The sequence below is a fragment of the Saccharopolyspora karakumensis genome (assembly GCF_004349225.1).
GTDB lineage: Bacteria > Actinomycetota > Actinomycetes > Mycobacteriales > Pseudonocardiaceae > Saccharopolyspora > Saccharopolyspora endophytica.
In genome coordinates this window covers 1-24,813 of sequence record NZ_SMLA01000076.1, presented here as the reverse complement: position 1 = coordinate 24,813, position 24,813 = coordinate 1, and the positions used below count along the sequence as shown (strand labels likewise).

General features: G+C 68.6%; 28 protein-coding genes and 1 tRNA gene. 14 read left to right on the top strand and 15 right to left on the bottom strand.

Going from position 1 to position 24,813, the window contains the following annotated elements:
- Positions 1 to 45: 45 nt before the first annotated feature.
- The 7 genes from E1202_RS28915 to E1202_RS28885 all read right to left on the bottom strand — a co-directional run bounded on the left by E1202_RS28915 (position 46) and on the right by E1202_RS28885 (position 6,743).
- Entirely contained in the window at positions 46 to 1,269 is a 1,224-nt protein-coding gene (locus tag E1202_RS28915) for an MFS transporter (protein ID WP_132686494.1), read from the bottom strand.
- 125 nt (positions 1,270 to 1,394) lie between these two features.
- Positions 1,395 to 3,146: a hypothetical protein gene (locus E1202_RS28910; RefSeq protein WP_132686493.1), complete on the bottom strand. Its 1,752-nt coding sequence runs from the start codon at positions 3,144 to 3,146 to the stop codon at positions 1,395 to 1,397.
- Between the two features lie 131 nt (positions 3,147 to 3,277).
- Complete coding sequence (gene crcB / locus E1202_RS28905) at positions 3,278 to 3,652, bottom strand: fluoride efflux transporter CrcB (RefSeq protein ID WP_132686492.1); 375 nt, start codon at positions 3,650 to 3,652, stop codon at positions 3,278 to 3,280.
- Positions 3,649 to 4,095 (bottom strand): fluoride efflux transporter FluC, encoded by a 447-nt coding sequence (locus E1202_RS28900; protein ID WP_132686491.1) that lies wholly within the window; start codon positions 4,093 to 4,095, stop codon positions 3,649 to 3,651. The genes crcB and E1202_RS28900 overlap by 4 nt, the downstream gene beginning before the upstream one ends.
- A gap of 135 nt (positions 4,096 to 4,230) precedes the next feature.
- The gene (locus E1202_RS28895; RefSeq protein WP_132686490.1) at positions 4,231 to 4,764 is read right to left on the bottom strand and encodes an OmpA family protein; all 534 of its coding nucleotides are present in this window, start codon (positions 4,762 to 4,764) and stop codon (positions 4,231 to 4,233) included.
- A gap of 231 nt (positions 4,765 to 4,995) precedes the next feature.
- The gene (locus tag E1202_RS28890; protein ID WP_132686489.1) at positions 4,996 to 5,796 is read right to left on the bottom strand and encodes an ABC transporter permease; all 801 of its coding nucleotides are present in this window, start codon (positions 5,794 to 5,796) and stop codon (positions 4,996 to 4,998) included.
- Positions 5,793 to 6,743 carry an ATP-binding cassette domain-containing protein gene (locus E1202_RS28885; RefSeq protein WP_132686488.1) on the bottom strand — a complete coding sequence of 317 codons (951 nt, stop codon included), beginning with the start codon at positions 6,741 to 6,743 and terminating at the stop codon, positions 5,793 to 5,795. The genes E1202_RS28890 and E1202_RS28885 overlap by 4 nt, the downstream gene beginning before the upstream one ends.
- Before the next feature lie 240 nt (positions 6,744 to 6,983).
- Between E1202_RS28885 and E1202_RS28880 the strand changes: the two genes are divergently transcribed.
- Positions 6,984 to 8,825 carry an acyl-CoA dehydrogenase gene (locus tag E1202_RS28880; RefSeq protein WP_132686487.1) on the top strand — a complete coding sequence of 614 codons (1,842 nt, stop codon included), beginning with the start codon at positions 6,984 to 6,986 and terminating at the stop codon, positions 8,823 to 8,825.
- 67 nt (positions 8,826 to 8,892) lie between these two features.
- Here E1202_RS28880 and E1202_RS28875 read toward each other — a convergent pair whose 3' ends face one another.
- On the bottom strand, positions 8,893 to 10,197 hold the full coding sequence (locus tag E1202_RS28875) for a glycosyltransferase family 87 protein (protein WP_132686486.1): 1,305 nt from the start codon (positions 10,195 to 10,197) through the stop codon (positions 8,893 to 8,895).
- Positions 10,198 to 10,261: 64 nt separating this feature from the next.
- Positions 10,262 to 11,029: a deoxyribonuclease IV gene (locus tag E1202_RS28870; protein WP_132686485.1), complete on the bottom strand. Its 768-nt coding sequence runs from the start codon at positions 11,027 to 11,029 to the stop codon at positions 10,262 to 10,264.
- A gap of 177 nt (positions 11,030 to 11,206) precedes the next feature.
- Between E1202_RS28870 and E1202_RS28865 the strand changes: the two genes are divergently transcribed.
- From E1202_RS28865 to dnaB, 6 genes are all read left to right on the top strand, one after another.
- The gene (locus E1202_RS28865) at positions 11,207 to 12,145 is read left to right on the top strand and encodes a hypothetical protein (protein WP_132686484.1); all 939 of its coding nucleotides are present in this window, start codon (positions 11,207 to 11,209) and stop codon (positions 12,143 to 12,145) included.
- A 381-nt stretch (positions 12,146 to 12,526) separates the two neighbouring features.
- Positions 12,527 to 12,877, top strand: a complete 351-nt coding sequence (gene rpsF, locus E1202_RS28860; protein ID WP_235874909.1) for a 30S ribosomal protein S6 — start codon at positions 12,527 to 12,529, stop codon at positions 12,875 to 12,877.
- Between the two features lie 44 nt (positions 12,878 to 12,921).
- Positions 12,922 to 13,410 carry a single-stranded DNA-binding protein gene (locus E1202_RS28855; RefSeq protein WP_132621876.1) on the top strand — a complete coding sequence of 163 codons (489 nt, stop codon included), beginning with the start codon at positions 12,922 to 12,924 and terminating at the stop codon, positions 13,408 to 13,410.
- Positions 13,411 to 13,460: 50 nt separating this feature from the next.
- On the top strand, positions 13,461 to 13,697 hold the full coding sequence (rpsR, locus tag E1202_RS28850; RefSeq protein ID WP_093419808.1) for a 30S ribosomal protein S18: 237 nt from the start codon (positions 13,461 to 13,463) through the stop codon (positions 13,695 to 13,697).
- Positions 13,698 to 13,718: 21 nt separating this feature from the next.
- Positions 13,719 to 14,171 carry a 50S ribosomal protein L9 gene (gene rplI / locus E1202_RS28845; protein ID WP_132686483.1) on the top strand — a complete coding sequence of 151 codons (453 nt, stop codon included), beginning with the start codon at positions 13,719 to 13,721 and terminating at the stop codon, positions 14,169 to 14,171.
- A gap of 497 nt (positions 14,172 to 14,668) precedes the next feature.
- The gene (dnaB, locus tag E1202_RS28840; protein ID WP_132621872.1) at positions 14,669 to 16,069 is read left to right on the top strand and encodes a replicative DNA helicase; all 1,401 of its coding nucleotides are present in this window, start codon (positions 14,669 to 14,671) and stop codon (positions 16,067 to 16,069) included.
- A gap of 107 nt (positions 16,070 to 16,176) precedes the next feature.
- On the opposite strand, the gene E1202_RS28835 is transcribed toward dnaB, so the two are convergent.
- Positions 16,177 to 16,737 (bottom strand): DinB family protein, encoded by a 561-nt coding sequence (locus E1202_RS28835; protein WP_132686482.1) that lies wholly within the window; start codon positions 16,735 to 16,737, stop codon positions 16,177 to 16,179.
- Between the two features lie 509 nt (positions 16,738 to 17,246).
- On the opposite strand from E1202_RS28835, the gene E1202_RS28830 reads away from it, so the two are divergent.
- Positions 17,247 to 17,642, top strand: a complete 396-nt coding sequence (locus tag E1202_RS28830) for an SSI family serine proteinase inhibitor (RefSeq protein ID WP_165944023.1) — start codon at positions 17,247 to 17,249, stop codon at positions 17,640 to 17,642.
- A 44-nt stretch (positions 17,643 to 17,686) separates the two neighbouring features.
- On the opposite strand, the gene E1202_RS28825 is transcribed toward E1202_RS28830, so the two are convergent.
- Complete coding sequence (locus E1202_RS28825; RefSeq protein WP_132686480.1) at positions 17,687 to 18,343, bottom strand: class I SAM-dependent methyltransferase; 657 nt, start codon at positions 18,341 to 18,343, stop codon at positions 17,687 to 17,689.
- A 100-nt stretch (positions 18,344 to 18,443) separates the two neighbouring features.
- Between E1202_RS28825 and E1202_RS28820 the strand changes: the two genes are divergently transcribed.
- Positions 18,444 to 18,935: a nitroreductase family deazaflavin-dependent oxidoreductase gene (locus E1202_RS28820; RefSeq protein WP_132686479.1), complete on the top strand. Its 492-nt coding sequence runs from the start codon at positions 18,444 to 18,446 to the stop codon at positions 18,933 to 18,935.
- A 171-nt stretch (positions 18,936 to 19,106) separates the two neighbouring features.
- A complete protein-coding gene (locus E1202_RS28815) occupies positions 19,107 to 20,189 on the top strand; it encodes an alpha/beta hydrolase family protein (protein WP_132686478.1) in 1,083 nt (360 codons plus the stop codon).
- Positions 20,190 to 20,191: 2 nt separating this feature from the next.
- On the opposite strand, the gene E1202_RS28810 is transcribed toward E1202_RS28815, so the two are convergent.
- Positions 20,192 to 20,665, bottom strand: a complete 474-nt coding sequence (locus E1202_RS28810) for an OsmC family protein (RefSeq protein ID WP_132686477.1) — start codon at positions 20,663 to 20,665, stop codon at positions 20,192 to 20,194.
- A gap of 90 nt (positions 20,666 to 20,755) precedes the next feature.
- Positions 20,756 to 20,829 (bottom strand) — tRNA-Gly (locus tag E1202_RS28805).
- Positions 20,830 to 20,933: 104 nt separating this feature from the next.
- On the opposite strand from E1202_RS28805, the gene dcd reads away from it, so the two are divergent.
- The gene (dcd, locus tag E1202_RS28800; RefSeq protein ID WP_132621854.1) at positions 20,934 to 21,515 is read left to right on the top strand and encodes a dCTP deaminase; all 582 of its coding nucleotides are present in this window, start codon (positions 20,934 to 20,936) and stop codon (positions 21,513 to 21,515) included.
- A gap of 250 nt (positions 21,516 to 21,765) precedes the next feature.
- Positions 21,766 to 23,172 (top strand): sugar porter family MFS transporter, encoded by a 1,407-nt coding sequence (locus tag E1202_RS28795; protein WP_132686476.1) that lies wholly within the window; start codon positions 21,766 to 21,768, stop codon positions 23,170 to 23,172.
- A 66-nt stretch (positions 23,173 to 23,238) separates the two neighbouring features.
- On the opposite strand, the gene E1202_RS32725 is transcribed toward E1202_RS28795, so the two are convergent.
- Entirely contained in the window at positions 23,239 to 23,370 is a 132-nt protein-coding gene (locus tag E1202_RS32725) for a hypothetical protein (protein WP_268952395.1), read from the bottom strand.
- Between the two features lie 164 nt (positions 23,371 to 23,534).
- On the opposite strand from E1202_RS32725, the gene E1202_RS28785 reads away from it, so the two are divergent.
- Complete coding sequence (locus tag E1202_RS28785; RefSeq protein WP_235879087.1) at positions 23,535 to 24,362, top strand: helix-turn-helix domain-containing protein; 828 nt, start codon at positions 23,535 to 23,537, stop codon at positions 24,360 to 24,362.
- Positions 24,363 to 24,383: 21 nt separating this feature from the next.
- Positions 24,384 to 24,572 (top strand): DUF397 domain-containing protein, encoded by a 189-nt coding sequence (locus E1202_RS28780; RefSeq protein WP_132686474.1) that lies wholly within the window; start codon positions 24,384 to 24,386, stop codon positions 24,570 to 24,572.
- A 53-nt stretch (positions 24,573 to 24,625) separates the two neighbouring features.
- Here E1202_RS28780 and E1202_RS28775 read toward each other — a convergent pair.
- Positions 24,626 to 24,813, bottom strand: a 188-nt coding sequence (locus E1202_RS28775; RefSeq protein ID WP_132686473.1) for a hypothetical protein, incomplete at its 5' end; no start/stop codon positions are given.

Here is a 24,813-nt window from a genome sequence, read left to right as displayed (position 1 = left end):
GGGGCGCGCGGATCTAGATCCGCGCGCCCCTCCGTAGTCGTTCGATCAGACCTCTTCGCCGACCACTGCCGCTTCGGCCGGGACCTGCTGCGCGTCGGCCTTGCCGCGCACGTCGGTGACCAGCAGCAGCGCGGCGATCACGCACAGGGCCGCGCCGACGGCGAACGGCGCTTGGTTCGAGCCGAACCAGGCGGCGACGTGGCCGACCAGCGTGGCGGCAGCGGCTCCGCCGAGCCAGCGGCAGAAGTTGTAGCCGGCGCTGGCCACCGGGCGCGGCGCGTTGCTCACGCTCATCGCCGAACCGGTGAACAGCGTGTTGAGCAGGCCCGAGGCCAGTCCGCTGATGATCACGCCGACGACCACGACCGGCTTCGAACCGAACGCCATGACGCCCAGGATCACCGCGTAGAGCAGGACCGCGATGATCGTGCCGCCGACCTCGCCGAAGCGGGCCGCCAGCTTCGGCGCCAGCGTCACCCCGGCGACCGCGACGCACAGGCCCCAGCCGAAGAACACCAGGCCGACCGCGATCGCGCCGAACTCCAGCACGAACGGCGACCAGGCCAGCACGATGAAGAAGCTCGCGGTGTAGAAGGCCGAGCCCAGCGAGGTGCGCAGCAGACCGCCGTGACCCAGCGCCTTGAGCGGGTCCAGGACGCCGATCTTGGCGCGGGTGGAGCGGTCCCCGTCCTTGGGCAGGAAACCGGCGGCGAGGATCAGCGCGACGGCCATCAGCGCCGCGGTGCCGGCGAACGGGCCCCGCCAGGAGATGTTGCCCAGCAGAGCGCCGAGCAGCGGCCCGGTCGACAGTCCGATGCCCAGCGCCGCCTCGTACAGCAGGATCGCGGCCTGCTGACCGCCGGAGGCGGCGCCGACGATCACCGACAGCGCGGTGGCGATGAAGAACGCGTTGCCCAGGCCCCACACCGCGCGCAGCGCGACGAGCTGGCCGATGGAGCTCGCCAGCGCGCACGCGATGGTCGCCAGCACGATCAGGACGAGGCCGGTGACCACGGTGCGCTTGGGCCCGAAGCGGGCGCTGAACGCACCGGTGATCAGCATGGCCACGACCTGAACGCCCAGGTAGGACGAGAACAGCAGGGTGACCTGCTCCGGTCCGGCGTTCATCGCTTCGGCGATGGACAGCAGGATCGGGTCGACCAGGCCGATTCCCATGAAGGCGATGACCGCCGCGAACGCGGTGATCCACACCGCCTTCGGTTGTCCCTTGAAGACGTCGAGAAACCGAACTTCGTGCCCGGCGCTCATCGCCACGCCACCCCTCATCAACGGCGTTGGCAGCTGCGGTTGCGGCTGCTGTGAAGTCAAACCGTTCGCAATGCTAAACAATTCTCGTTAGCAGAACAAACGGACATGAGGAGCGTCACCGGGGATCAGGCGTCCAAGGCGCTGCGCGCCGCCGCCGCGACCTCCTCGTCCTCGTGGTTGTCGGCCAGCGCCGCCAGCAGCGCGCGGGCGTGCGAATGCCCGCTGCCTGCCAACTCGCCCACCAGCTGCAGCTGCTCGTCCTCCGGCTGCTCGGCGACATCACCGACGAACAGGTCCACGTCGGTCTCCAGCGTCACCGCCATCGCGTCCACGCTGAACAGCAGCTGATCACCGTCGCGCGCCACCTGCTCGTCGGTGGCGGCCTGCAGCCACATCCGCACCGCCGCACCGCACACCGGGTCGTCGACCAGCCCGCGGGCCGCGGTCACGCCTTCTTCGCCGGTCGCCTCCAGCAGCGCCAGCGCCGGCATCCGGACCACCGGGTCGTCCACCAGCTCCAGCAGCCCGGCCAGCTCGTCCGCGGCCTGCTTCGGACCGCGGTCCTCGACCCAGCTCGCCGCCAGCGCCTGCTGGACCGGCGCCGGGGCGGCCGCGAACAGCAGCGCCACCAGCTCCGCCGGGGCCAGGCGCAGCGCATCGGTCGTCGGAACGTGGAAACCGAACGCCCGCAACGACTCCCTCGCCGCCCACACACCCGCGGGAAGCAGCTCCACGAACGTCTCGACCGGCAGCGCGGTGCGGTCCTCCTCGGTCGCGGGCCGGGTGCGCAGCGCCCCCATCGCCTCCCACTGCTCGACGATCCGCTTCACCAGGGCCAGCACCGGGCTCGGGTCCTCGGCGCCCAGCACGTCCGCGGCGGTGAACGCCACGACCTCCAGCGGCACCTCCTCGCCGGCCGCGTAGAGCACGCTCAGCACCGACTGGACCAGCTCGGGCAGCTCGTCCTCGTCGTCCTCGGAGTCGGCGGCGATGTTCTCGAGCCCGTCGCGGAAGACGTCGTCGAGCAGCACGAAGCTCTGCCACAGCTTCGTCCACAGCAGCTCCGGCTCGGCCAGCAGCGGAGCGGCGATGAGGGTCGGGACGACCCGCTCGCCGGAGACGCGCAGCAGACCCGCGCGCTGCGCCCACTCCAGCAGCAGTCCCGCCGTGGCGGTGTCGCTGCCCAAGCTCGCGGCCAGCTTGTCGAGATCGCCGTCGCCCGCGTGCTCCACGACCGCGCGGATGCGGTCCATGATCGGTGCGCCGGCCGCGATCTCGCGGTGCGGTTCGGACTCGGTCAGCTCCACCGGGCTCAGCCACAGCTTCGGCTGCTGCTCGGGTTCGGTGGCCTCGCGCGCGGCGATCTCGTCGGCGGTGTCCTGGTCGACGTCGAGCTCACCGGCGTCCACGGCGTCGTGGAACTCCTCCACCGCGGCGTCGTCGGAGTCGTCGACTCCCAGCTCGCGCATGGTGGTCGTCCAGAACTTCTCCGAACTCCACTCCGTCGGATCGGCCATCGCGCTCAGGTAGGCGGGTGTGGCCGCGTCCACCGCGTCGTGCAGCGCGGAAACCGGATCGGTCGAGGTCAGGAGGCGCTCCTCGGCCAGGAAGTCGAGCCACCGGTGCAGCAGGTCCGGCGTGTCCGACCACTCGCGGGTCAGCACGGCCCGGCGCGGCACCACCTCGGTCAGGACGCGCACGAGGTCCTCCTCGCTCCAGTGCGCGAGCATGCCGTCGGCGAGGAACTTGTCATCGAGCAGCAGCTCGACCAGCTCCGCTGCGTCGAGCTGGGGGTGGCGGCGGGTGAAGCGGTCGATCAGTTCGGCGCTGGCCTCGTCGAAACGTTCCTGCTCGCCGTGGATGAAGACGGTGCGCATGGTGACCCCATTCGCTCACGTGTGCGGATCTCGTGCCCAAAGGTTAGAGACAACCCGAACCGAATCCGGGGAGCGCGAGCGGGGTCGTGCACTCGTGTCGTGATCCCCCGTTCGGGTGCTGTTTCCCGCGGTCAGTGCCAGATCGAGGCGGCCAGCACGACGCCGAGCACGCCCGCACCCAGCCCCACCAGCACCGACCCGATCACGTTGAGCAGACCGAACAGCCGCTGCCCGCCGGTCAGCAGGCGCACGCTCTCGTAACCGAAGGTGCTGAACGTCGTCAGCGCGCCGCACAGACCGACGCCCAGCGCGGTCTGCAGCACCGGCACGGACGCGCCGAAGAGCGCGGCTCCGGCGAGGAAGCCGAGGACCAGCGAACCGACCGCGTTGACCACCAGCGTTCCCCACGGGAACCCGGTGTCGTGCCGCGCTTGGACCCAGCGGTCGGTGAGGAAGCGCAGGCTCGCCCCGGTGGCGCCGCCGAGCGCGACGAGCAGCAGCGTCACGCGGCCTCCCGGCGCAGTCCCCGCGCCAGCGCGCGGGTGGCCGTCATGCCGACGACCACCGCGAGCAAGCAGCACAGCACCGTGGCCAGCAGGTAGCCCAGGGCCGCTGCCGGCGCGGTCAGCGCCAGCCGCAGCGCGTCGGCGACGTAGGCGGAGAACGTGGTGAACCCGCCGAGCACGCCCACGCCGAGGAACGGTCGCAGCAGGCGGTGCGGGTTGACCAGCTCGGTGATCACGCACATCAGCACGCCGATGGCCAGGCAGCCCAGCACGTTGACCAGCAACGTCGAAACCGGGCCCGGCCACACCAGGCTCGTCGACCAGCGAAGGACCGATCCGATCGCGCCACCGCAGGCGACCGCGGCCAGCACGTCCCAGGGGATGGCGGAGGCGGCCTTGCCCGCGGGCTCGCGGACCGTCCGCGCCTCGGCGGGAGAAGCCATCGACACCTCCGTGACTGCTCCCGCCGAGAGTACCGGGCCGGTCGTCCTGACCAGCACCGATCGCGACCGAGGTCTCACCGGCCGCGCACGAGGAGCGGGGCGGCCGATTCCCGGCCGCCACGCTGGTGGAACCGCTTACTGAACCTTGATCTCGACCTTGCGGGACGCGGCCGGGTCGCCGCCCGCGTCGCCCTCACCGGTGGCCTGCAGGCGCTCGGCCGGGACCCCGGCCTGCGTCAGCTGGTCGACGACCGCCTGGGCCCGAGCCTGCGACAGCTCCTTGCTGTCCTGGCTGGAGCTCGTTCCGGACGCGGTGAAGCCCGCGACCTGGAACTTCAACTCCTGCGGAGCGGACTTGAGCATCTCGGCGGCCTTGGTGACCGTCTCCTTGCCCTGGTCGGTGAGCTCGCTGCTGTCCGGGTCGAAGGTGATCGGCGTGCTCTGGTTGAGCTGGTCGAGCTGACCCTGGAGCTGAGCCTTGGCCTGGTCGCCGCCCTGCTCACCGCCGCCCTGCTGGCCGCCGCCCATGCCGCCGGGCTGCTCGCCACCGGGCGGAGGCTGCTGCTCGCCGCCCGGTGGCGGAGCTCCGGGCGCTCCCGACGGCATTCCCGGCCCGCCCTCAGGTGCACCACCGCACCCGGCGAGCAGTGCCGAGGTGCAAGCGATCACTGCAGCGGCGTATTTGACGTTCGTTCGGCGCATAACCCACCTCGCGGTCCGTGGTGCGTATCTCGGAGACGGGCAGATAGTGCGGTCTGATCGACCCGAAAGCGCTCAACCACCGCGCGAGTCCGGTGTCGTTCACACCATGGAGTTAACTCCAAAGTGCGGTCCTGCCAGGCGAAACGTGTTACGGCGCCGCTCTGGGGGCCGTCCCCTGTGGACATCCTGAAGGACCTTTCACCTACTCGCCACGCGACGGTAGCGAGCCACCGCGAGCGGGATGAAGATCGCCAGGATCACCAGCGCCGACACCACCGAGTACAGCACCGCGTGCTGCGCCGGCCAGCTGTCCGGGGGAGGACCGGTCACCCGGAGCGGGTTGCCGTAGAGCTGCCGCAACGCGTCCGAGTAGACCGTGATCGGATTCCACTCCGCGAACGTCCGCAGTGGCCCGGGCATCGATTCCGCGGGCACGAAGGCCGAGGACACGAACGTCACCGGGAACATCCACAGCAGACCCGCGCTCTGCGCGACCTCGACGCTGCGCGCCACCAGGCCGATGAAGGCGCCCACCCACGACATCGCGAACGAGAACAGCAGCAGGAGACCGAAGGCCAGCAGCGCGTCGAGGACGCTGCCCCGGATCCGCCAGCCGACGATCAGCCCGCACAGCGACATGATCACCACGGTCAGCACGCTGACCAGCAGGTCGGACGTGGTGCGCCCGAGCAGCACGGCCACCCGCGACATGGGCAGCGACCGGAACCGGTCCATCATGCCCTTCTGCAGGTCGTTGGCCAGACCGATCACGGTGAAGGCGCTGTTGAACGCGACCGTCTGCACGAAGATCCCGGCGATCAGGAACTCCCGGTACGCCTCACCGCCGAGGCTGCCGCCGAAGACGTAGGCGAACATCAGCACGAACATGATCGGCTGCGCCGTGCTGGCCAGCAGCAGATCGGGGTTGCGCTTGATGTTCATCAGGTTCCGCCAGGCCACGACGTTGCTGTCGCGGAGGCTCACCGCCAGCGCGTTCATCCCTGCTCCTCCTCGGCGTGCCGCCCGGTCAGCCCCAGGAACACGTCGTCCAGCGTCGGCCGGTGCAGCCCGACGTCGTTGACCGCGATGCTGTCGGCGTCGAGCCGCCGCAGTGCCTCGATCAGCGCCTTCGGCCCGGTCTCCACGGCCACCGTGACGCGCCGCAGCGCCACCTCCACCTGCGGTTCGGCCACGCCGACCTCGCGCAGCACCCGGGCCATCGCGGGCAGGTCGGCGGCGTCCTGGGCGATCAGCTGCAGGCGCTCGCCGCCGACGCGGGACTTGAGCTGGTCGGCGGTGCCGCTGGCGATGACCTCGCCGCGGTCGATGACCGCGATGGAGTCGGCCAGCTGGTCGGCCTCCTCCAGGTACTGGGTGGTCAGCAAGACCGTGGTGCCGTCGGCGACGAGCTCGCCGATGACCTCCCAGGTGTCCATCCGGCCGCGCGGGTCGAGTCCGGTGGTGGGCTCGTCGAGGACGACCACGGGTGGCGCGGCGACCAGCGCGCCTGCGAGGTCCAGCCGTCGGCGCATGCCGCCGGAGTAGCCCTTGGAGGGCCGGTCGGCCGCGTCGTCGAGCTTGAAGCGGTCGATGAGCTGCCGGGCTCGCGCGGAGGCGTTCGAGCGGGACATCCCGTAGAGGCGGCCGACCATGTAGAGGTTCTCGTAGCCGGTCAGGTTCTCGTCGACCGCGGCGTACTGCCCGGACAGGCCGATCGAGCGGCGCACGGCGTGCGGGTCGGCGAGCACGTCGTGCCCGGCGACGAACGCGCGCCCCGAGTCGGGCCGCAGCAGCGTGGTCAGGATGCGGACGGTCGTCGTCTTGCCCGCTCCGTTGGGGCCCAGCAGCCCGAGCACTTCGCCGCTGGGCACCTCGAGGTCGATCCCGTTCAGAGCGCGGGTGGAACCGAAGCTCTTGACCAGGGCCTCCGCGCGCACGGCGATCATCTGTACCCCCAGGGTGGTGTCTGGATCGCCCACTGTAGGGCGCTGGGGTGACAGGGCGCCTTCGAATTTATCCCGGCGAGGGAATTTTTGCGGAGGGAACGCAGGTCAGGCGGGGTGCGCGGGGAGGGTGGCACAGGTCGCCTCGACAGAAGTTACCGCCAGGTAATACCCTTCTTGTTACCGACGAGTAAGGGCTCGTAGCCGGGCCCACCCGCAGCAGCGTGCAAGAGGGAGCCTTCGATGGGCCACTACAAGAGCAACGTCCGAGACCTCGAGTTCAACCTCTTCGAGGTCCTCAAGGTGCAGGAACGACTGGGCAAGGGCGCCTTCGAGCAGTCCGACCAGGACACCGTTCGCGGCGTGCTTTCCGAACTCAACGACCTGGCCACCGGCCCGCTCGCCGAGTCCTTCGTCGAAGGTGACCGCACCCCCGCGCACTTCGACCCGGCCACCCACTCGGTAACCCTGCCGGAGTCCTTCAAGAAGTCCTACCAGAAGGTCATGGACGGTGAGTGGTGGCGGCTCGGCCTGCCGGACGAGCTGGGCGGCTACGGCATCCCCCCGACCGTCACCTGGTCGGCCGCCGAACTGATCCTGGGCGCCAACCCGCCGGTCTACATGTACATGGCGGGCCCGAACTTCGCGACGATCCTCTGGAAGAACGGCACCGAGGAGCAGAAGAAGTGGGCCGACCTCATGATCGAGCGCGGCTGGGGCGCCACCATGGTCCTCACCGAGCCCGACGCCGGATCTGACGTCGGCGCCGGCCGCACCAAGGCCGTGCAGCAGGAAGACGGCAGCTGGCACCTCGACGGCGTCAAGCGCTTCATCACCTCCGCCGACCAGGACATGACCGAGAACATCATGCACCTGGTGCTCGCCCGTCCCGAGGGACCCGGCGTCGAGGCCAAGCCCGGCACCAAGGGCCTGAGCCTGTTCCTGGTGCCCAAGTTCCACTTCGACGGCGAGACCGGTGCCCCGGGCGACCGCAACGGCGCCTTCGTCACCAACGTCGAGCACAAGATGGGCCTCAACGCCTCCGCCACCTGCGAGGTCACCTTCGGCCAGCACGGCACCCCGGCCAAGGGCTGGCTGCTCGGCGAGGTCCACGACGGCATCGCGCAGATGTTCCAGGTCATCGAGTACGCGCGGATGATGGTCGGCACCAAGGCCATCGCCACCCTCTCGACCGGCTACCTCAACGCCCTCGACTACGCCAAGGAGCGCGCCCAGGGCGCGGACCTCACCCGCAGCACCGACAAGACCGCCCCGCGCGTCACCATCACCCATCACCCCGACGTGCGCCGCGCTCTGATGCTGCAGAAGGCCTACGCCGAAGGCCTGCGCGCCATCTACCTCTACACCGCCGATTACCAGGACCAGATCACCCAGGGCAAGCACGAGGGCAGCGACGTCACCCTCGCCGAGGCCGTGAACGACCTGCTCCTGCCCATCGTCAAGGGTGTCGGCTCCGAGCGGGCCTACGAGATGCTCACGCACTCGCTGCAGACCCTCGGCGGCTCCGGCTACCTGCAGGACTACCCGATCGAGCAGTACATCCGCGACGCCAAGATCGACAGCCTCTACGAGGGCACCACCGCGATCCAGGCGCAGGACTTCTTCTTCCGCAAGATCGTCCGCAACCAGGGCGCGGCCATCGGCCACGTCGCGGCCGAGATCCAGAAGACGCTGGAGGCCACCGACGCCGACGAGCGCCTCAAGGAGGAGCGCGAGCTGCTCACCCGCGCCCTCGGCGACGTCCAGGGCCAGCTCGGCACGCTGTTCGAGTTCCTGACCTCCGCCCAGGAGGACATCAAGAACATCTACAAGGTCGGCCAGCACGCCGTGTCGTTCCTGATGTCGGTCGGCGACCTGCTCATCGGCTGGAAGCTGCTGCAGCAGGCCGAGATCGCGCTCGCCGCGCTCGACGCCGGGGCCGGCAAGGACGAGTCGTTCTACCAGGGCAAAGTCGCAGTCGCCCGCTTCTTCGCCAAGAACGTCCTGCCCGAGCTCACCGGCCGCCGCAAGATCATCGAGGCCGCCGACAACTCCCTCATGGAGCTCGACGAGTCCGTCTTCTGATCGGACTCCTCAGGTGAGAGGGACCCGCGGCGCGCGCAGCCGCGGGTCCCTTTCTCGTCCCCCGGCCTCAGCTCCTGATGCGGTACCGCGAGGTCTCAGCCGACACCTCATCACCCGACGTCGGCTCCTCGATGGTCGTGCGGGCCGACAGGAAGGCCACGAACAGCCCCACCAGCAGCCCGGCCCGGCCCCAGACCCCGATCATCAGCGCCTGCGCCGTGAAACCGTCGTGCACACCGCTCGGGAGCCCCTCGTTGTTCAGGTGAAGCCAGCGGAAGATGCCCGTGCACATCGCGAGATCCGCCACCAGGTACGCCACGATCCACCCCCAGCGCACCTGCACCAGCACGAAGAACGGCAGCAACCACAACGTGTACTGCGGCGAATGGACCTTGTGCAGCAGCAGGAACCCGCACAGCATCGCCGCCGAGACCTGCACCCACGGGTAGGTTCCCGTCCTCTCGAACCGCAACCAGCCGATCCAGCAGGCCAACGCGAACGACACCAGCATCAGGCCCGGCGAGACGATGCCCATCGCGGCCTGGAAGCCGTCATCCCCGGTCCAGTCCCGGAAACCCCAGTACCACACCGAGTTCGTGCTCAAGTCCACCTGACGCCGCGACTGGAACTCGAACGACGCCGCCCAGCCCTGAAAACCCGCCAGCGCGAACGGGACGTTGACCAGCAGGCCCGTCCCCGCGGCCGCGCCGGCCACCCGCAACGCGCCCCGCCAGTCCCGGCGGCCCTCCGTGAACACGTACAGCATCAACGGCAGCACGAAGATCGCCGGATACAGCTTCAACGCGAAACCCAGCCCCAGCAGCACCGCGGCCGCCGTGGAACGGCGCGCCAAGGACGCGCGCCAGCGGTGCACAACGAACACCGCCGCCACCGCGCTCGCCACCACCGGCAGGTCCCAGTTGTGATCCGCGTAGAGCACCAGCGGCGGCCCGACCGCCCACAGCAGCGCCCGCCAGCGGCTCAACCGCCCCAGCCACCACGCCACCGCGAGCCCGAACGGCGCCATCAGCAGCGCCGACGACAGCAGGAACCCGGCATCGGTGCTCACGAACAGCGCACCGGCCCAGATCAGCACCCCCGTCAGCACCGGGTACTCCACGACACCGCCCCACAGCGAGCCGTCCTCGTCGATGCCCCCGTTGACGTAGGGGAAGACGTGCCGGTCGATGTCCCGGCCCACCCACAGGTTCTGGATGTCGGAGTAGCAGACGTCCCGGTAGGACCGCAGCTGGTAGTCCGGCACCGAGCGGCCCCACTCGTTGAACTCCGGACCCGTGCAACGCGCCTTGTTCGCGTACCCCAACGCCAACGTCACGGCCGTCAGCAGGCACAACACCGCTAACGCCGACACCGTCAAACCCCGCGCGACCTTGATGCCGGGCTCCTCTCACCCGGACCAGCCGGGAAACAGCGGTTCAGCTCGCCTTCGAGCGGAGGAACTCGATGTCGGCGGCTTGACCCTCGTCCGGGGTCTCGACCACAACCGGCGCACCGGCTCTCGACACCACGCTCACCAGGAGCTCAGGATCGATGTTGCCCGAACCGATGTTGGCGTGCCGGTCCCTCGACGAACCGAACTCGTCCCGCGAGTCGTTGAGGTGCACCAGATCGATCCGGCCGGTGATCGACTTGACCCGGTCCACCACGTCGAGCAGCTCCTCGCCCGCCGCGTGCGCGTGGCAGGTGTCCAGGCAGAACCCCGCGCCGAACTCGCCCACCGCGTCCCACAACCGGGCCAGCGCGTCGAACCGCCGGGCCATCGCGTTCGCGCCGCCCGCGGTGTTCTCGATCAGGATCGGCACCTCGAAACCGCCCTCGTCGGCCTGCCGCTCGAACAGCTTGCGCCAGTTCGCGATGCCCTCGGCCGGGTCGTCGTCCTTGGTGACGTGCCCGCCGTGCACGATCAAGCCCTGCGCGCCGACCTCCGCAGCGGCCTTCGCCTGCTGCGTCACCGACTTCCGCGACGGAATGCGGATCCGGTTGTTCAACGAGGCCACGTTGATCACATAAGGTGCGTGGATGAAAACGGCGACGTCGCTGCCCCGCAGCTGTTCTGCCTGCGGATGCGGCTTCGGCGCCTTCCACCCCTGCGGGTCGGACAGGAAGAACTGCACCACCTCCGCGCCGCGCTCAGCGGCTGCGGTCAGCGGATCGTCATCGCGAACATGGGCGCCGATACGCATGGCACGCAGTCTATTCGTCCACTCCGTCCAGACCCGGGAACCGGGGCGCACCGGGGTGTTCCACACTGTGGAACATCAACGGATTTGCCGGATGGCCGCAACCAACGGCGGTACTCGCGCGTTAGGAGCCTTGAGACAGTGACTGTCGATTCGGAGCCGTTCGCGGGGAGGCGAGCCATGGGTACCTGGGGAAACCCCAACCCACTGATCAAACCGAACGCGCTCCGCCGCACCGTGTCCGCTGGTGCCGCGGGTCTGATGATCCTGGCGGGAAGCTGCCTCGGCATCGGAACGGCCGCAGCCGCCGAGCCGCTGGTCGTCGACCAGCCCATCGCCATCGTCTCCGGTGAGGTCGGCCAGCCGATCTCCGTGCTGCCCAAGACGCTGGACTTCAAGCTCAACCAGGCCGTCCTGCTGGCCATGCCGCTGGCCTTCGGCCCCGCGTCCGACGCCTCCGAGCAGTTCGCCTCGGGCAGCCCCATCGCGCTGGGCACCGCCGAGCCCGGTGCCAACTCCTTCTCCGGCCGCGAGATCGCCAAGGCCGCGACGCCGCGCCTGAGCCGGCTCGGCCTGCCGGAGGACAAGGTGGAGGCCGTCCGCTTCCACTTCACCAACCTCGTCAGCCTCGGGAACTCGATCACGGTCAACGTCCCGGAACCGGAGGAGGAGCCCCCTCCGCCGCCGTCCTCGCAGGAACCGCCGCCCGAGCAGCCGTCGCAGACGCCTCCCTCGTCGCAGACCCCGGCACCCGCGCCCGTCGGGCCGCCGCCGTCCGCGCCGTCCACCAGCCCGGTGCCGAGCATGCCCAGCGTCAACGGTGCTCCGGCCGCTGTCAGCATGCTGCCGCCGAGCCTGCGCGGCGCCTCGCTGCCGTGGGCCCAGGCCCGCTACGGCCAGGTGCCGGGCATGGCGCCCAACGTCGGTGACCTGGCACGACAGGCTCAGGAGCGGCAGCGCGTCCAGGACGAGCAGGACGAGATCCGCGCGGCCGGCCAGGCCGAAGCCCTCCCGACCGAGGTCTCCGAGCGCGTCGCGCTCCCGGTCCTCATCGCCGCCGTCTCCCTCGCGGTGGTGACCGCTGCGCTAGTCCGAGCCTGGGTCCTCCGCCGCCACTGACCTGGTTTTTTTGGGGGTGCCGTGGTCATCTTGCGCGGCGGTGCGGGTGGCGGGACCTGACACGCCCTCTGGCTCCGGGATCCGCGACTTTGAGTATGTCGATTACGCGGCGCTGCGGCTGTCCTCCCCAGAGGACGTGTCAGAACCCGCGGCGGTGCCGGTTGATCAGGTGGGGTACGGAGAACCGCTTCGCCGGTTGCCTGACGGTGGTTGGGGTGCTGAGCGTGGGATCGCGCCTCTGGCGTTCGCCTTGGGCTCCGGGTACCGCTGAGCGGGGCAATCGCAGCGGTGTCGGGGGTCCTTGCTACCGTTGCCTGGTTCGTTGACGCGAACGACCCTCCTGCCACGGAAAGTCCGTGGCCGTGAGTCCACAGGAGGTGAATGGTCTTCATGCGTCACTATGAGCTCATGGTCATCCTGGACCCGAGCCTGGACGAGCGCACCGTCGCTCCGTCCTTGGAGAACTTCCTCAACGTCGTCCGCAACGACGGTGGCACCGTCGAGAAGGTCGATGTCTGGGGCCGTCGTCGGCTGTCCTTCGAGATCAACAAGAACTCCGAGGGCATCTACGTCGTCCTGGACCTCAACGGCGAGCCGGCCACCATCAAGGAGCTGGACCGTCAGCTGAACCTCAACGAGTCGATCCTGCGGACCAAGGTCCAGCGGAAGATCGTTGAGCCCCGCAAGGTCGCGCGCGCCGCCAAGGCCCGTGCCGCCAAGGCGTCTGCCTGATCCAGGCCCGTACCCGCTAACGACCAGACTGGAGTCCCCAGGTCATGGCTGGTGAAACGGTAATCACGGTGGTCGGCAACCTGACCGCCGATCCGGAGCTGCGCTTCACCCCGTCCGGTGCTGCGGTCGCGAACTTCACCGTCGCGTCCACCCCGCGGACCTTCGACCGCCAGAGCGGCGAGTGGAAGGACGGCGAGGCGCTGTTCCTGCGCTGCAACATCTGGCGGCAGGCTGCGGAGAACGTGGCCGAGACGCTGACCCGGGGCATGCGGGTGGTCGTGCAGGGCCGGCTGCGCCAGCGGTCCTTCGAGACCAAGGAAGGCGAGAAGCGCACGGTCGTCGAGCTCGAGGTCGATGAGATCGGTCCGTCGCTGCGCTACGCCACCGCCAAGGTCAACAAGGTCAGCCGTGGTGGCGGCGGTTTCGGCGGTGGCGGCGGAAGCGCCCCGGCCGGTCCGCCGGCCGACGACCCGTGGGGTTCGGCCCCGCCGGCAGGTTCCGGCGGCGGCTTCAGCGACGAGCCGCCGTTCTGACGCTCGCCGCAGCTAACGCTTAGGAAGTTTTTCGTTCAGGAGGAAGACCAATGGCCAAGGCGCCTGTGCGCAAGCCGAAGAAGAAGGTCTGCGTGTTCTGCAAGGACAAGGCCACGCTGATCGACTACAAGGACACGACGCTGCTTCGGAAGTACATCTCCGACCGCGGCAAGATCCGTGCCCGCCGGGTCACCGGCAACTGCAGCCAGCACCAGCGCGACGTCGCCATCGCGGTGAAGAACGCGCGTGAGATGGCCCTGCTGCCCTACACCTCGACCGCTCGCTGATTAAGGGAAAGGAGTCACGTCATGAAGATCATCCTCACCGCTGACGTGTCCGGCCTCGGCGAGTCCGGCGACATCGTCGAGGTCAAGGACGGTTACGCGCGGAACTACCTGCTGCCCCGCAACCTGGCCATCGTGGCCACCAAGGGTGCGCAGAAGCAGGTCGAGACGATCCGCCGCGTCCAGGAGAACCGCCGCGTGCGGAACCTGGAGCACGCCCACGAGCTCAAGCAGCAGCTGCAGAACCTGGACGCGGTCACGCTGACCGCCAAGGTCTCCTCGCAGGGCAAGCTGTTCGGCTCGATCACCAGCGGCGACGTCGTCGCCGCGGTGCGCAAGGCCGGTGGCCCGAACCTCGACAAGCGTTCGGTCTCGCTGCGCGGCCACATCAAGTCGCTGGGCAAGCACATCGTCGATGTGCAGCTGCACCCCGACGTGACGGCCAACGTCAACGTCCAGGTGACCGGCGAGCAGTGACCCGGTAGTACCGGACTCTTCAAACGGCATCGTCCACTCCGGCATTCGTGTGACGGGGTGGACGATGCCGTGTCCCGGCCGTGCACTGGCGGTCACGATGATCTCTCTTCGATCACCCGCCGCTGTTGATTGCGACACGCCGATGGTGGCGACACGCCGGGAGTTTTCCACGGATTTCTTCCACAGCTTGTACGCAGGCTCTGAACTGGGGTTTTGAGTCGATCAAGGCTACTTGTCCCCAAGTTGTCCCCAGCAGCGCGGAACGCTGTCCGAAGTTATCCCCAGCTCGTTTCAACCTATCCACAGGTTGTCCCGAGGTTTGTCCACAACTTGAGTTGCCTGCTCTATGCGGGCGATCTAGCTTCGCGCGCGTGCGCTTGTGCCTACGGTCCGTCTCGGTGCCCCGACGACGGCGCCGAGGTGTGCGTGCGAGAGGTTTCGGTCGCCGTGGTGTGCACGGACGACAGGCTGCTGGCCGGAGGAGGTGACGGGGTCCGGTGACGGTTCCCGACGATCGGGACGACGACCCGTACTTCGCGGACAACGGTGGGGGTGCACCCGGCGGCGCCAGCACGTTCGAGCGCCAGCCTCCGCAGGACCTCGCGGCCGAGCAGTCCGTGCTCGGCGGGATGATGCTGAGCAAGGACGCGATCGCGGACGTCGTCGAGGCGCTGAGCCCGAACGACTTCTACCGGCCCGCGCACCAGGCCATCTACGACTGCATCCTCGACCTCTACGGCCGCGGTGAACCGGCGGACGCGATCACCGTCTCCGCGGAGCTGGAGCGCCGCCAGGAGCTGGTGAAGGTCGGCGGTGCCCCGTACCTGCACACGCTGATCGCCACGGTCCCCACGGCCGCGAACGCCGGCTACTACGCGGAGATCGTCTCGGAGAAGGCGATCCTGCGCCGCCTCGTGGAGGCGGGCACCCGCATCGTGCAGCTGGGCTACCACGGCTCTGAGGGCGCGGCGATCGAGGAGGTCGTGGACCGCGCCCAGGCGTCGATCTACGACGTCACCGAGCGCAAGGCCAGCGAGGACTACCACGCCCTGGAGGAACTCCTCCAGCCCACGATGGACGAGATCGACGCGATCGCGTCCCGGGGCGGGGAGTCCCAGGGCATCCCCACCGGATTCGCGGACCTCGACGCCCTGACCAACGGCCTCCACGCAGGTCAGATGATCATCGTCGCGGCGCGACCTGGCGTGGGCAAATCGACCCTTGGACTGGACTTTGCCAGGTCAGCGTCGGTGAAGCACGGTTTGGCGAGCGTCATCTTCTCGCTGGAGATGGGCCGCACCGAGATCGTGATGCGCATGCTCTCCGCCGAGGCGCGCATCCGCTTGGGCGACATGCGCGGTGGCCGCATGACCGACGACGACTGGACCAGGCTGGCCCGGCGGATGAGTGAGATCAGCGAAGCGCCGATCTTCGTCGACGACTCGCCGAACCTCACGATGATGGAGATCCGGGCCAAGGCGCGTCGTCTCAAGCAGCGCCACGACATCCAGCTCATCGTCGTGGACTACATGCAGCTGATGACCTCGGGCAAGCGCGTCGAGTCCCGTCAGCAGGAGGTCTCGGAGTTCTCCCGAAACCTCAAGCTGCTGGCGAAGGAGCTCGAAGTCCCGCTGATCGCGATCTCCCAGCTCAACCGTGGTCCGGAGCAGCGGACGGACAAGAAGCCGCAGCTGTCGGACCTCCGCGAGTCGGGTTCCCTGGAGCAGGACGCGGACATGGTCATCCTGATCCACCGCCCCGACGCCTTCGAGCGGGACGACCCCCGCATGGGCGAAGCGGACCTCATGGTCGCCAAGCACCGTGCAGGCCCCACCGCGACGATCACCGTCGCCCACCAGCTCCACTACAGCCGCTTCGTCGACATGGCCCAGGAGTAACCACACCTCGCAGAGGCTCGGCTCTCACCGCGACGCCCAGCTGGACCGCTCGGCTGGGCGGAGAGGGCGCTTCATGAGCGGGATGAGGTCTTGATGTTGCTCGTGCTCTAGCTGTGGGCGTAGAGGTCTCGGATGAGGCAGGCCTCGGCGAGGTGGTGGATGAGTTCGCGGTTGATGTGCAGGACCAGTTCTGCCATGGGTGCGGTCGGGTAGGGCTCCTTGTCGCCGACGGGTTCGCGGAGCTGGGCCTCGGTGAGGCGGTGCAGTCCGGTGAGCCAGACGTCGAGCTGGGTTTCGAGCTGGCCGAGCGCGGTGGCGGCGTCGCCGGCGTACTCCCAGGACTCGTAGCTCGCCTCGGGCGCGCCGAAGTGCGCGGCGCTGCGGGTGGCGAGCACGCCGACGATGACGTGGCCGAGGCGCCAGGCGATCGTGGTGAACGGGGCCGGGTCGGGAGCGGGGAAGCCGTAGTCGATCGTGAAGTTCCCGGCGCCGGCCTGGATCTGCGCGTTCGAGGTGCCGCGGGGCCGGACGCTCCAGGCGTTGGGGACCGGGGACCAGAAGTACTCGTCGTCGGTCAGGCCTTCGAGGCGCGGCCGGATCAGGTTGGTCCAGTGCCACTCCCACTGCTCCCGGAGGGCCTGGGGCCAGTCGAAGTCTTTCGCATGCATCCCGTCAGCCTGGCACCGATGCCCGGCAGCGGCAGGTCGTCGCGTGGTGTTGGTTTCGACGTTGGTCGAGGTCGGAAGGTCGTGGCGGCCGCGTGGGCGGCGTCCGTTCGACGACGTGCGGGGTCGGACTTCGGTGTGATCCGTCGTGACGGTTCGGCCCGTTGGAGGTCGACGGTGGTCTCACGTCGAAGTTCTGAACGCGCGGGGATTGCGCGCTAGAGTTGCGGGCGTTCCACCGGACGATTTCAATGGAAACGGAACTTCGATTCTCAGTTGAAATCGACGAGAAACAATTGTCCTCAGTAGAGGGTGACTACTCGTGCGTAAAAGTCCTTGTATTGTCGCTGAATTGGGTGACACGGGGCTACGACGGGTAATGCAGTAGCGTGTGGCTCACCCGGTGTGGCGGGTTCGCCAGCCGAATTCAGACTCGCGGGAAGCGATGGCGCGCAATTGGTTTCCCGCGCAACAGCTGAACCGAAATCCTGCAACAGGAAAGTTGAGGAACGGTGTTTGCGAAACTGACTCGCCGAGTGCTTCTCGCCTCGGCCCTCATCGCCGGAACCGCGGTCGTCCCCGGGATCGCCCACGCGGCACCGGCCGACAGCACGATGCACCTGACCGTTCAGAGCCGGGACATCACCGCGAACAAGTTCGGTGAGCTCAAGTGCCACCCGGAGGGTGGGACGCACCAGCACGCGGCCAAGGCGTGCGAGGAGCTGGAGAAGGTCAACGGCGACTTCACCGCCATGCAGGCCAACGTGTCGAAGGTCTGCACGATGCAGTACCAGCCCGTCACGGCGAAGATCGAAGGCAAGTGGCGCGGCAAGGAGATCAGCTACAGCCAGACGTTCTCCAACAGCTGCACGATGCAGGTCAAGACCGGCGTCGTCTTCGAGCTCTGAGGTACCTGCTCGGCGGGCTCGGATCCGAGCCCGCCGAGCACGGCTCATCGTGTGAAGAGCGCCCGCCAGGAGGTCATGCCGGGGTTCGCCGGCAGCGGTGCCTGCTCGATCCGCTCCACCCGCAAGCCACCGGTGGCGAAGGCTTCGATCTCGCTGCGGGTCAGCGGCCACGGCGGACCGTCCACATCGGTGCCTTCGGCTCGAACCCCGGAGATCACCAGCAGCTCGCCGCCCGGCGCGACCATCGCCGCGACCCGTTCGGTGGCCTCCGCGCGCAGCGACAGCGGCATCGACTGCACGGTGATCGACTCCAGCACGAAGTCGAATCCGCCGATCCACTCCGCGGGCGGATCCAGCAGGTCGGCGGTCACGTACTCGACCCCGGAACCGGCGTGTCGCGCGCGGGCGTCGCGGATCGCGGTCTCGGAGATGTCGAACGCCGTGGTCCGGAAACCCAGCGATGCCACGAATTCGGCGTCCCGCCCGTACCCGCAGCCGACCACCAGCGCCGACCGGCCGGAACCGTCGACATCGCGTCCCCACTCGGGCAGCAGCCCGTGCGGGGCCTCCAAGTCCCACGGCACCACGGCGTCGCCGCCGGAAGCCGCGGCGTAGAGCGGCTCGAACCAGCCCGTCGGTCGTCCTTCCGACAACGCTTCCCCGGCGAACCGGCTCGCGTCGGCGTCCCTCGGATCCACCATTCCCCCAAGCACCTGGAAGTTGTCGCAAACCCGGCCATCTTCTCAGCCGCGTCCACTGAATTGTCCGGTCGCGGACCGGGATCTGTGCTGTGCTGGTCGGATGACGGATGACCGATCCTCGCGGGTCGCGAACTTCGCCGCGAGGCTGCTGCGCACCAGGTGGCTGGTCCGGGCACCGATCTGGATCTTCCGCGCGGGTCTGGGCAGGATTTTCGGACAACGCCTGCTCATGCTCGAACACGTCGGCCGGAAGTCCCAGCAGCCCCGGTACGTGGTGCTGGAGGTCGTTGACCGAACGGACTCCGGCTACGTCCTGGCCGCCGGTTTCGGCGAGCGAACCCAATGGCTGCGCAACCTCGACGCCCATCCGGGCGCCCACGTCTCCATCGGCGCCCGGACGCGGATTCCGGTGGAGGCCAGGAGACTCACGCCCGCCGAGGCGGCCGAAACCCTCCAGCGCTACGCGGCCAGGAACCCCCGCGCCTGGGCCAAGCTGCGCCCGGTCTTCGAACGAACGCTGGGCGCTCCCATCTCGGAGTCCGGCACGACGCTGCCGATGGTCGCCCTGGCCGAGACGCGTCGGCATCCATGAAGCGGATGACCGTGCTCGGCCTTCCCGGAACCGGGCAGGGCGTGCAGCGGATTCGCGGCCGAGGTGGGTTCCGCGTTCGCCTTTGCTCCCAACGGGTAGTGGTGGCGGAAAGGCTCGGTCGGGGTGGTTGAGCTGTGCTCTGCTGCTCGGTGGGACTGGGAGGAGGCGGTCGTGCGCTGGATCCGGATGCTGCTGTGCGCGCTCGTCCTGCTGTGCCTGGCGCCGCAGGCGAGTGCGCGGACCGCACCGCCGTCGCTGCCCCCTCCGCAAGGGGCCTTTCCCGTCGGCGAGGTCTCGTTTCCGCTGGTGGACCCGGCTCGTGCCGATCCGTGGCACCCGGCAGGCGGGCCGCGCACGCTGATGACGACGCTGCGGTACCCGGCGGTCGAGGGGCGTGGTGAGCAGGCGGAGTACATGCACCCGGAGGTCGCCCGGCAGTCCACGGCCAACTGGCTGGTGGACGTTCCGCCCGAGCAGGTCGCGGCCACGCGGACGCACGGCGAGCAGGCGGCGATCCCGAGGCCGGGCCGGTGGCCGTTGGTGGTGCTCTCGCCGGGCTTCTCGTTGCCGCGCGCCACGGTGAGCTCTCTCGCCGAGCACCTCGCTGGCAGCGGTTACGCGGTCGCCACCGTGGACCACCTGCACGAGGCGCCGATCGTGCTGCCGGACGGGCGGGTGGTGCCGTGCACCGAGCCGGTGCCGTGCGGTTTGCACGACCTGCAGCCGGTGGTGGAGTCGCGCGTCGTCGACCTGGGCTCCGTCGTCGATCAGCTGTCCGCGCTGCCGTTCGTCGACGGCGAGCGCATCGGGGTGGCGGGCCATTCCCTCGGCGGCGCGAGCGCGCTGACCCTCCAACGTCGCGACCCGCGGATCGATGCCGCGGCCAACCTCGACGGCACCCTCTACCGGCCGGAGTCCGTGGCTGGTCTCGACCGCCCGGCGCTGCTGCTGCGCAGCGGCGAAGCGTGGGAGGGCGGCCAGGATCCGACGTGGGATCAGGCGTGGCCGGGCATCCACGGCTGGAAGCGCTGGCTCGCGATCCGCGGCACGGACCACAGCTCGTTCACCGACATCTGGCTGATCATCGACCAGCTCACCGGTCAGAGCCCTCCGCTGGATCCGGCCCGGGCCATCGACGTCACCCGCACCTACCTCGCGGCGTTCTTCGACCAGCACCTCAAGCACGAACCACGACCGGTGCTGGACGCGCCGTCACCGCGGTTCCCCGAGGTGGTGTTCGTCGGGGCCGGTTGAGGTCAGAGGACGTGGGCCTGGGGTTGGTGGTGGACGGGGAAGTTGACCGAGCGGGCGATGAAGCAGACCTCGTGGATCTTGCCGTGCAGCGAGTTGGCCTCGTCGATCATCGATTCCTCGGTGACGGTCACCTGGGGCCGCAGCGTCACCTCGGTGAGCTGACCGCCGCCTCCGCGCTCGTCCATCGTCATGACGCCGTGCGCATCGTCGGTGTAGTCGACGACGACCACGCCGGCGTTCGCGCTCAGGTGCAGGAACCAGAGCATGTGGCACTGGGCGACCGTGGCGACGAGCAGCTCTTCCGGGTTCCAGCGGGCCGGATCGCCCCGGAACGCCGGATCGGCCGACGCCGCGATGGGTTCTTTCCCCTGCGCGAGGATCTCGTGCGCGCGGCTGAAAGCCCGGTAGTCGTTCGTGCCGGTTCCGAGATTCCCGGTCCATTCGATCGAGACGTCGTAACCATGCGCATTCGCCATGCGAGGAGTGTAGGCAGCGGATTGCTGACAGCCGTGGGAAAGAGAAGGACCCAGGGAAGCTCTGGGCTTCTGACCTGGGCCTTCGTTCCGTGGAGCGGATGACGGGAATCGAACCCGCGTTCTCAGCTTGGGAAGCTGATGTTCTACCATTGAACTACATCCGCATTCGTCGCGGCGGTCGCCGTTGAAAGCCGACTGCCGTTCGACGCTGCGTAGATTAGCACGGTGGGCGGGGAAGATCGACATCGGCTCCCGATACCCTGGTCGTGTGCTGCTGAGTGATCGGGACCTGCGTAAAGAGCTGGACGAGGGACGTCTCGAACTGGATCCGTTCGACGCGTCGATGATCCAGCCGTCGAGCATCGACGTGAGGTTGGACCGGTACTTCCGGGTCTTCGACAACACCCGCTACACCCACATCGATCCGTCGAAGCAGCAGGACGAGCTGACTTCGCTGGTCGAGACCCACGAGGACGAGCCGTTCGTGCTGCACCCGGGCGAGTTCGTGCTGGGGTCGACGTTCGAGTCGGTGAAGCTCCCCGACGACCTGGCCAGCCGGCTGGAGGGCAAGTCCTCGCTGGGGCGGTTGGGTCTGCTGACGCACTCGACGGCCGGGTTCATCGATCCGGGTTTCAGCGGCCACATCACGCTGGAGCTGTCCAACGTGGCGAACCTGCCGATCACCCTGTGGCCCGGCATGAAGATCGGCCAGCTCTGCCTGCTGCGGCTGTCCAGCCCCGCGGACTTCCCGTACGGGTCGAAGGAAGCGGGTTCGCGGTACCAGGGTCAGCGCGGCCCGACGTCCTCCCGCGCGTACCTCAACTTCAACGTCACCGACACCCGCCGCTGACCGCCGCCGTCACCGCTGCCTGGGCGTGAAGCAGTGCGTTGCGAAGCCGGGTGGTCACGCTTCGCGTTCCCAGTGAATGTGACGTTTTGCCAGGTAAGCGCTGTTGCCTGGAGATTTGATGATGGGTGAAACAAATCACCCTGAATCGAGCAAGGCAAGTGCGGGGTTCAGAACTTAGGATCCCTCCGCCCGGCGCTCTGGAACGATCCCGCAACGGGGCGGATCGGCGTGTGGGCAAGCGGGAGAATCGATGTCCGCATTGCAGTCGCGTGCCTCGGGCGGAACCGCCAAGCTCGGGCACGTGGTGATGATCGCCGGGGCTGCGGCTCTCGGCGGATTCTTGTTCGGCTACGACACGTCGGTGATCAACGGCGGTGTCGACGCGATCCAGGAGCACTTCGGCGTCGGCTCGGCCATGACCGGCCTGACCGTGTCGTCGGCGCTGCTGGGCTCGGCCGTCGGTGCCGGTATCGCCGGTGGCCTGGCCGACCGGATCGGCCGGATCCGGGTCATGCAGCTGGCCGCCGTGCTGTTCATCATCAGCGCCATCGGCTCGGCCGTTCCCTTCGCGATCTGGGACCTGGCGATCTGGCGCGTGGTCGGTGGTGTCGCCATCGGCATCGCCTCGGTGATCGCCCCGGCCTACATCGCCGAGGTCGCGCCCGCCGAGTACCGAGGCCGGCTCGCCTCGTTGCAGCAGTTGGCGATCGTGCTCGGCATCGCCCTGTCCCAGCTGGTCAACTACGCCCTGGCGGCGTTCGCGGGCGGCAGCGCGTCCGGGATGCTGGGGCCGATCCAGGCGTGGCAGTGGATGCTGGGCGTGGCCGCGATCCCGGCCGTGGTCTACCTCGTGGTGGCCTCCGCGATCCCGGAGTCACCGCGCTACCTGGTCGCCGTCGGCAAGCTCGACCGGGCGCGCGAAGTGCTGAACAAGATCGAGGCGGGTGACGCCGACGCCAAGATCGCCGAGATCCAGGGAGCCCTGGGCGGCGAGCGCAAGCCGAAGCTGAGCGACCTGCGCGGCAAGCTCGGCGTGCTGCCCATCGTGTGGGTCGGCATGGCGATCGCCGCGTTGCAGCAGTTCGTCGGCATCAACGTGATCTTCTACTACTCGTCGTCGCTGTGGCACTCGGTCGGCATCAACGAGGAGAGCTCGCTGCTGCTGAGCCTGTTCACCTCGATCGTGAACATCATCGGCACCCTCGTGGCCATCGCGCTGGTCGACAAGATCGGTCGCAAGCCGCTGCTGGTGATCGGTTCGGTCGGCATGACGGTCTCGCTGGCCGTGACCGGCTGGGCGTTCAGCTTCGCGCAGGTCGTCGGTGAGGACGCCATGCTGCCCGCGCAGTGGGGTGTCGTCGCGCTGATCTCGGCGAGCGCGTTCGTGCTGTTCTTCGCCGCCTCCTGGGGCGTGGTGATGTGGGTGCTGCTGGGCGAGATGTTCCCGGCGCGCATCCGCGCCGCCGCGCTGGCCGTCGGCACGGCGACCAACTGGGTGGCGAACTGGCTGGTGACGGTGAGCTTCCCGAGCATGCGGGACTGGAACCTGCCGGTCACGTACTTCATCTACGCGGCCTTCGCGGCGCTGTCGGTGGTCTTCGTGGTCAAGTACCTGAAGGAGACCAACGGCCGCTCCCTGGAGGAGATGGGCAGCTGACCCAGCTCCCCGCAGCCGCAGCCGAGGGCGTCCCCACCCGGGGGACGCCCTCGACTGCTCTCGGGGTCAGGGGCGGTAGAGGGTGAGGTCGAAGAGGTCGCCGAAGCGGGCGTTGGCGTTCTCGGCGGTGTCGAAGACCGCGAACTGGCTCCTGCCGCGTTCCAGCCAGAACAGGACCGCTCTGGACTCCAGCTCCATGCCCCAGATCTGGACCTTGTCCGGGTCGGGTTCCGTCGGTGTTCTTCTCGGCGAGGCCGAAGATCTTCGGTGTCATCGCGTTGATGGTCCGCACGGGATGCCCCCGTTGGGATCACCGCAATCGGGAATCCCGGTACCGGGTTCCCGCTGCGATCATGGAATTCGTGCGCAGCAGCCCCACGTTCCGGCGGCGTCGGCTCGCGCGGCGGATACGGCGGTTGCGGGAGGACGCCGGGCTCACCCAGGAGCAGGCCGCCGCGTCGCTGGACATGTCGACAAGTGCCCTCAGCCGGAAGGAGACCGGCGAGGTCGCCACCTCCGTCCACGAGGTGCGCTCGATGATGGACCTCTACGACGCCTACGACCCGGGGTTGGTGGATCTGGCCAGGTCGGCGAGGGCGAAGCCGTGGTGGCACGCGTACGGCATTACTAGTCGCGGTTATTTCGACTTGGAAGAAGAGGCTGTTTCGGTTCGCGACTGGCAGTCAGCGTTCCTGCCGGGATTGCTCCAGACCGAGGACTACGCGCGCGGAGTGTTCGATGGTGTGAGCGTGCTGGCGGACGAGGAGATCGACAAGGCGGTGGCAGCGCGGATGTGGCGGCGGCATCGGCTGCACGATGCGGATGAGCCGCTGTGCTTCTCGGCGGTGATCGATGAGTCGGTGCTGCGGCGACCGGTCGGTGGACCGGCGGTGATCCGGAAGCAGCTCGCGGCGTTGCTGGAGCTCATGGACATTCCGACCGTGACAGTGCAGATCATGCCCGTTGCGGCAGGCGCCCACCGCGGTCTGGAGGGCTCGTTCACGCTGCTCAGCTACGCGGATGTCGAGGAGAACGACGTCCTGTTCGTGGAGCACGCGGTCGGTTCGCTGCACATCGACAAGCCGGATGCGGTCGCGACGGCGGCGTCGACCTTCGAGCGGATGCGCGCCAGCGCCTTGAACGGTGAGGAATCGGCCGCGCTCATCAGTCGGCTAGTGTCCGACTGCTAACCCGAGCGAAGGCGCGGAACCATGGATCTATCGGATGCCCAGTGGCGAAAGAGCAGTCGTAGCGGTGGTGGCGGCGACGGGAACTGCGTTGAAGTCGCGTTCGTCAGCGAAGCCGTGGCGGTGAGGGATTCCAAGGACCCCGCTGGCCCGGCCCTGGCCTTCCCAACCGAGTCCTGGCGGCGGTTCTTAACGTCCCTCTCCGACCGCTGAAAAGCGAGAAGGGCGCCTCCCTCGCGGGAGGCGCCCTTCTCAGCTCAGAACCGTCAGCTGCTGGCGTGTTCCGCCTCGGCTGCGCCGTCCTTCTTGTCGTCGCCGCGCTTGACCGCGTTGAGCAGCAGCTGGGCGACGTCGACGACCTCGACGGACTCGTTGGCGACCTTCTCGCTCTTCCGAGCGGTCAGACCGTCGGAGAGCATCACCTTGCAGAACGGGCAACCGGTGGCGATCTTCG